This is a genomic window from uncultured Porphyromonas sp. (assembly GCF_947254915.1).
GTDB lineage: Bacteria > Bacteroidota > Bacteroidia > Bacteroidales > Porphyromonadaceae > Porphyromonas.
Genome location: NZ_CAMYEZ010000136.1, coordinates 1 through 5,066, shown reverse-complemented (window position 1 = coordinate 5,066; position 5,066 = coordinate 1). Strand labels below are relative to the sequence as shown.

Sequence of the window (5,066 nt, the reverse complement as noted above, 5' to 3'; positions counted from 1 at the left end):
TCCTTAGTATTATCACCGATGATAATATGAATGTATACAAGACCGGGCTTCAAAAACAATGGGGCATTAATGGTCGGGAAGATGCTCTAGAGACGCTAAACGCTCTGCTTAATTTAGAGCAGAGTACGGAATTGGACGAAGTCCTTGCTCAAAGAGGTTCTTCCGAGGAACTTATTGAGCTGCAGACTTTGATAGCAGACGGGCTAAAAACAGATTTGGCTCAAGTCCGGACCACAACCTCCACGTATGCTTGGGACATATGCCGACTGGTGAGCTTGGCAAAATGGTGTTATTGGTTGCAATACATCAGTGAAGCGGAAATGTGGAAGTACCTCAATGAAGGAGCGGTGAAAGCATCGTCATTAGGCAAAGACTGGAACGACTATACGGTCTCATTCTTAATGGGCCGAGCCATTCACGGATTTGGTACAGAGGATATCATAGACGATTGTAAGGCTCTATATCATAGAGAGTCTGACACGGATGTGTATTCCAAATACAGCTTTAAATAACTTTTCAAAGCTGACCGAGACCTCTGTGCAAAGGTCTCCCAATGATGGTATAGTCAATGGTCCTTTACAAAAAGGATCATTGACTATATTATTATCTATGTCTATCTTTCTTGTGAGAAAGAGGAAGTCTTTGACAGCTGTTTTTTGTCAATCTGTCCATATCCTTTGCAATCTTCTGGTCGGTGACTTGGGCATAGATTTGCGTGCTGGCAATAGACGAATGCCCCATCATCTTAGCGATGCTCTCGATAGGCACACCAGCCTCTAGCCTTAGCGTCCCAAACGTGTGTCTTGCACAGTGCCAAGTCAACGGAGTACGGATGCCACATGCCAACCCTACGGCTTTGAGACGACTGAGTAGCTTCCAGTCGCTCATTGTATCGGGAAATATCTTGTAGTCTCCTCTGCTCTGCTCTTTCGTGTAAAGGGCGAGTATCTGCTCCGCTATTGGATGCAGGGGGATCAAACTCTCCACCTTCGTTTTCTGTCTTGCCTTGCGGATATACTGTTTCCCCTCGCTGTTCGTCTCTTCCTCAGGAGGGATTGAAATCAGCGGAGGGACAGAAGCGAACATTCCACCCACAAATGCAAAAGAAGAGCCTCACGCTAGGTGAAGCTCTCCTTTTTCTTTTGTTTCGTCGGCTTGCTAGGTTACTTCGTATGGCTCAGCAAAGACCAAATAGCATCGTCTTCAGGGTACGGTGCGACGACCTCTATTTGCTCGTGAGTGACGGGGTGTTCAAAGCTTAATATACGTGCATGGAGCGAGATTCCGCCGTCTTTATTGCTCCGTGGAGCGCCATACTTGAGATCCCCCTTGATCGGGTAGCCCATATGACTGAGCTGCGTACGTATCTGGTGATGCCGTCCCGTATGGAGAGTCACGGCCAGCAGACTGTAACGGTTGCCCACGGAGAGGCGCTCATAGGTAAGCCAGGCGCGCTTAGCCTCAGCGTGAGACTCCGTCACGACGTAGCTCTTGTTTTGCTTGCGATTGCGATAGAGTAGATCCTTCGCCTCGCCCGCTTTCTGAGGAAATGCGCCACAGACCACAGCATGGTAGACTTTGTGGATCTCTCGTCGCTGAAACATAGCGTTGAGCCGTGCCAGAGCCTTTGAAGTCTTGGCAAAAAGCACAGCCCCTGACGTTGGTCTATCGATACGATGCGTGACCCCAACGAACGCCCGACCAGGCTTGTCGTACTTATCAATGAGATAGCGCTCAACAAGCTCCGAGAGCGGCGTATCGCCCGTGCTATCACCCTGTACGAGCATCCCCGCCGGCTTATTGACGATGAGGAGATGATTGTCTTCGTAGAGGATCTGTAGGTCAAGCATCGATCTGCTTACTAAGGCTTTACATATTCATACCGCCACAGCAGGAGAGCACTTGTCCTGTCATGTAGGAGGAGAGGTCGCTTGCGAGGAAGAGAGCCACATTGGCTACATCCTCAGGCTTGCCACCACGGCGTAGCGGGATCTGCTTAGCCCACTCCTTGCGTACCTCCTCGCTGAGGACGGCCGTCATATCGCTCTCGATGAAGCCCGGAGCGATGCTGTTGGCACGGATACCACGTGAGCCGAGTTCCTTGGCAACGCTCTTAGCCAGTGCAATCATACCAGCCTTAGAGGCGGAGTAGTTCACCTGCCCCGCATTGCCCGATACACCGACGACGCTCGCCATATTGATGATGCTACCCTGACGCTGCTTCATCATGACGGGAGCTGCGGCATGGATCATATTGAAAGCGGACTTTAAGTTGACATTGATCACCGCATCCCACTGCTGCTCGCTCATACGCAGGAGCAGACCGTCACGGGTGATGCCCGCATTATTGACTAGGACGTCTAGCTTGCCAAAGTCAGCGACAATCTGATCAACGAGCTGATGTGCTGCCTCAAAGTCTGCAGCATTGCTCTCGTAGGTGCGTATCGTGACACCGCACTCCTTGGCTAGCTGAGCGTAGTAATCCTTTGCTTCGTCAGCAACCTTGAGGTCGCTAATAGCTACATGGCATCCAGCCTCTGCATACTTCGTGGCGATCGCCTTGCCGATACCACGTGCTGCTCCGGTGATCAGAGCCACTTTGTCCTGAAGTAGTTTCATAGATTCTATTGAGTTATAGGTTTTGTATTTGCATAATTGGTTAGTCCCTGCCTGAGTAACTGCTTCATCGCAGCGATGATGCGGAGGTAGTCCTCCTTGCCGTACTCATGGTGGTAGCGATTGATGTAAGGCGCCTCCAGACTTTTGAAGCTCTTGAGGAGCAGGTAGGCTGTCGAGTTGATATCAGGGACTAGCAACTCTCCACGATCGTGCCCCTCCTGCAGGATCCGCTTGAGCATGTCGTACTCGCTCTGGTCATACTTGAGGCGAAGGCGCTCAACGTTGAAAGTGTCGCTAAAGAAGCTCGCATTGTGCTCGCCTTGTCTCTGCACCGTCTTCTGAATCAGCTGCAAATGGTTGTCCAGCAGGACCATTAGCTTAGTAATCGCATCACCTGGACGAGCCAGCACTTCGCTCAGCGACTGACTCATCAGACTGATCTCCCGCTCTATGACCGCCATGAGTAGCGCCTGCTTGTCCTTATAATAGGTGTAGACCGTGCGCCGACTGCACCCCACAGCCTCAGCAATGGCGACCATGGTCGTCCCCTCAACTCCTTGCTGCACAAAGAGCGTGTGAGCCATTTGAACGATGCGCTGTCGCATATGTTGTGTAGAGGTCATAAGTGTGTGGACGATAATAAAAGCATAAGATAACCGTTACAAAGATACAGCTTTGCGCCGAAAGAGCCCTTTAGGGTCAAGCGCACGCCATTCTAATTCTCACCCATATGTCATCCTCCAGGAGATTACTTGGCACCCTGCCTACCAATATACTACTTGTCGTGCTGGCGCTCATCGTGGCACTCCTACCGCTCATCCTCTCGGAGCCACTCGTGAGACGTATGGCCGACGAGGAGCGGCTCAAGATGCAGACCTGGGCGGAAGCGACCGAGTGCATAGCTAGCCAAAGCGACAAGCAACTCAATGCCTTAGCCCTCCAAATCCTAGAGTCAAACACCACCATACCGCTCATCCTCACAGACAGCCTTGGGAATATCTTGGGATACAAAAACATTGACCCCGAAGCGGTCGCTCGTGACTCAACCTATCTGGCGAGGCGGCTCACGGCTTTTCGCTCTGGCTACGCACCCATTGAGATAGACCTAGGCACCGCTGGGCGACAATACCTTTACTACAGCGACAGCAGTAATCTGAAGCGGTTGCTACGCTTCCCCTATCTGCAGACGAGTATCTTCATCCTCTACATCATCATCCTCGTCCTCACCATTCGTAGCCTACTGCACTGGGAGCAGGACCGCATATGGGTCGGGCTCAGCAAGGAGACCGCCCACCAGCTCGGCACGCCTATCTCTTCGCTCATGGCGTGGACCGAACTGCTCAAGAGCTACGACCTACCTCCCGAAATCATCGAGAGCATAGGTCAAGATGTCAATCGTCTTGAACTGATCGCCCATCGCTTCCAAAAGGTCGGCAGCCTACCCGAACTCTCGCCCATAGAGCTCAACGAACTGGTCGCCACCTCTGTGCAATACCTCTCGCGACGCATCTCCAGACAGGTAGAGATCGTCTTCAAGCCTGCAGCTGAGGAGCTCTACTGTCTCATCACGCCCGACCTCATGAGCTGGGTCGTGGAGAACATCGTCAAGAACGGCGTCGACGCCATGGACGGCAAAGGCACGATCACCATCACCACGGAGGCTCACGGCAAGAACGCCTACCTTGAGATCACCGACACGGGCCGTGGCATGACACGCACCACGCAGCGGATGATCTTCAAGCCTGGCTTCACAACCAAGGAGCGAGGCTGGGGGCTCGGCTTGTCACTGGCACGTCGCATCATACGTCACTACTTCCGCGGGCGCATCTACGTCAAGCGCTCCGAGCTACAAGTCGGAACCACCTTCCGTATCTCCCTCCCCCTGCAGCAACTCCCCTAACCGAGCCATCAACTAAACGAGGTATCAACGTTCGGTCAACATTTTGAATCGGAGATATAGCTACAGAAAGAAAAAAGGCACCCTCTACAGAGTCCGAAGACTCATATAGATGACGCCCTAGCGAAACAAGAATTAGAGCCGAAAGCCGGACTCGAACCGGCGACCTACTCATTACGAATGAGTTGCTCTACCAACTGAGCTATTTCGGCGTCTCATTGACAATGCAAAAGTACAACAAACTTTTGATACTACAAAGAGGATGCACCATGGCTGACGCATTATATCTAGGTACTCTATTAACTCCGCTTGACAACAACTCTAGGATATGTGGCTTAAGCCTAGCTTCATAGCGCTATCAATACTCATACATCTTTGCTAAGTCCGATATCTCCCGAGGAATTTCCCAATAGCTCACGAGCAAACGAAAATTCTCTACGAAGGGGCGAAATGAAACTTCGGAAGAATGAAATGAAACTTCGGAAGAAGCAAATCAAAGTTCCGAAGAATTTTTCGTTTCCTCGCTGGATAATCCAAAATATCTACGGAT

General features: G+C 51.3%; 5 protein-coding genes, 1 tRNA gene and 1 pseudogene. 2 read left to right on the top strand and 5 right to left on the bottom strand.

Annotation, left to right across the window (positions count from 1 at the left end):
- On the top strand, positions 1-512 hold a 512-nt coding region (locus Q0X57_RS07535), incomplete at its 5' end, for a DUF1266 domain-containing protein (protein ID WP_297729778.1).
- Between the two features lie 91 nt (positions 513-603).
- Here Q0X57_RS07535 and Q0X57_RS07530 read toward each other — a convergent pair.
- The 4 genes and pseudogenes from Q0X57_RS07530 to Q0X57_RS07515 form a co-directional block, all read right to left on the bottom strand.
- Positions 604-1,041, bottom strand: a pseudogene (locus tag Q0X57_RS07530) (site-specific integrase); the annotation flags it as partial.
- A gap of 122 nt (positions 1,042-1,163) precedes the next feature.
- A complete protein-coding gene (locus Q0X57_RS07525; RefSeq protein ID WP_297729775.1) occupies positions 1,164-1,850 on the bottom strand; it encodes an RluA family pseudouridine synthase in 687 nt (228 codons plus the stop codon).
- 19 nt (positions 1,851-1,869) lie between these two features.
- Entirely contained in the window at positions 1,870-2,619 is a 750-nt protein-coding gene (fabG, locus tag Q0X57_RS07520; RefSeq protein WP_007365771.1) for a 3-oxoacyl-[acyl-carrier-protein] reductase, read from the bottom strand.
- Between the two features lie 5 nt (positions 2,620-2,624).
- Positions 2,625-3,242, bottom strand: coding sequence for a TetR/AcrR family transcriptional regulator (locus Q0X57_RS07515; RefSeq protein WP_297729771.1), 618 nt, complete (start codon positions 3,240-3,242; stop codon positions 2,625-2,627).
- A 107-nt stretch (positions 3,243-3,349) separates the two neighbouring features.
- Between Q0X57_RS07515 and Q0X57_RS07510 the strand changes: the two genes are divergently transcribed.
- Positions 3,350-4,519, top strand: coding sequence for a HAMP domain-containing sensor histidine kinase (locus tag Q0X57_RS07510; protein WP_297729768.1), 1,170 nt, complete (start codon positions 3,350-3,352; stop codon positions 4,517-4,519).
- A gap of 136 nt (positions 4,520-4,655) precedes the next feature.
- On the opposite strand, the gene Q0X57_RS07505 is transcribed toward Q0X57_RS07510, so the two are convergent.
- Positions 4,656-4,728: transfer RNA gene (locus tag Q0X57_RS07505), tRNA-Thr, on the bottom strand.
- Positions 4,729-5,066: the final 338 nt, after the last annotated feature.